Source organism: Solirubrobacter deserti (assembly GCF_027587175.1).
GTDB classification, from domain to species: domain Bacteria; phylum Actinomycetota; class Thermoleophilia; order Solirubrobacterales; family Solirubrobacteraceae; genus Solirubrobacter; species Solirubrobacter deserti.
Genome location: NZ_JAPCID010000116.1, coordinates 1 through 1,731, shown reverse-complemented (window position 1 = coordinate 1,731; position 1,731 = coordinate 1). Strand labels below are relative to the sequence as shown.

1 pseudogene is annotated in these 1,731 nt (G+C 80.2%); it reads left to right on the top strand.

Annotation, left to right across the window (positions count from 1 at the left end):
* Positions 1–1,731 (top strand): annotated as a pseudogene (locus tag OJ962_RS34165) (hypothetical protein); the annotation flags it as partial.

The following is a 1,731-nucleotide window of genomic DNA, read 5'->3' as shown; positions in this document are numbered from 1 at the left end:
CGCCGCGCCGGCGGGCCTCGCCGCCTCGCCCGGGCCTGTCGGGCCCGCCGAGGCGCACGCCGCGCTCGCCCGCGCCGGCCTGCTCGAGGCCGGCGAGCTGCGCTTCACGCACCCGATGATGCGCGAGGCCGTGCGCGCCGGGCTCGTGCCCGCCGCGCGCTCGGCGCTGCACCGCCGCGCCGCGCGGCTGCTGGCCGAGACGGGTGCGAGCGAGGACATGATCGCCGCGCAGCTGCTCGCGACCGACCCGGGTGGGGAGGAGGCGGCCGCGGCGCTGCTGACCCGCACGGGCGAGCGCGCGCTGGCGGCGGGCGACGTCGACGTCGCGCTGCACCATCTGCGCCGCGCGGTCGCGGAGGCGTCCGACCCGCCGCCGGAGCGCCTGCTGGCGCTGGGCCTGGCCGAGGCCCGCGCCGGAGATCCCGAGGCCGGCAAGCACCTGCGCGCCGCCGCCGCCGCGGGCGACCTCGTCACCGCGGCGCGCGCCCAGCAGGCGCTGGCCCGCCGGCTCGTGCTGGCGGGTCGCCCGAGCGAAGCGGCCGACCTGCTCAAGGCCGCGCTCGCGCGCTTGGCGGCCGTCGCGGACGCGGGCGCCGCGGCTGAGCCGGCCGCCGCCGCTGCGTCGTCGACCACGACGTCCGCGGGTCGCGTCGCCGCCGAATCGCCCGCCGGCCCGTCTCCGCGCCTCGTCACGGCGGGCGCCGGCGCTCCGTCCCCGGTGGGGCAGCTGGCGGCGCTGAAGGCCGAGCTGGAGGACGACCTGCTCGACGGGCTCGTGTACGAGCTGGTCGAGGAGCGCCGCCGACGGCTCGACGCGGCCGACGAGCGGCCCGTCGTGCTCGCGCACCGCGCGTTCGACGGGGCGGCCACCGGCGCGCCCGTCGACGAGGTGGTCGACCTGGCGCGGCGCGCGCTGGCCGACGGGCAGCTCGTGCGGGGCGAAGGCCTGACGGTGATCTTCGCGATCGAGGCGCTGATGGCGGTCGAGGCCGCCGACGAGTCGCGCGCGGCGCTCGACGCGTTCGCGGACGCCGCCCGGCGCTCGGGCTCGAAGGTCGCGACGCTCGGCGCGATGATCGCGCTCGCGCGCTGGGAGCACGCGTTCGGCGACTTGGAGCGAGCGCAAGACGCGGCGCGTGCCGCGATCGAGCACTACAGCCTGCGCGGGCGCCGCCCGACGGCCGCGATGCGCGCCGTGCTCGCCGCCGCCCTGCTCGACGCGGGCGACCTTGCCGGCGCCGAGGCCGCGATGGTCGGCGACCCGCCCGACGCCGCGCAGCTCAGCCTGCCGATCTGCGGGTTCCACTCGCTGCAGGGCCGGATCCTGCTCGAGCGCGGCCGACCCGGGGACGCGCTGGCCGCGATCGAGCGCCAGTTCGAGCTCGAGCGCTCGCGCGGGTGGCGGATCACGCTGCGCGAGGCGACCCGGCCGACCTACGTCCGCGCGCTCGCCGCCGCCGGCCGGCTCGACGAGGCACGCGCCTTCGCGGCCGAGGTCCTGGCCTTCAACCGGGCGCGCGGGATGCACGCCGCCGAGGCGCGGATGCTGCTCGCCGCGGCAGGCCTCTCGCTCACCCGCGACGACGAGATCGCCCAGCTCGAGCACGCCGTCGCGGCAGCGGACCGCTCGTCCGCGCCCCTCGTGCAGGCCGAGGCCCACGCCGCGCTCGGTGCGGCGCTGCGGCGCGCCGGCCGCCGCGCGGAGGCCCGCGCCCCGCTGCGCCACGCCCG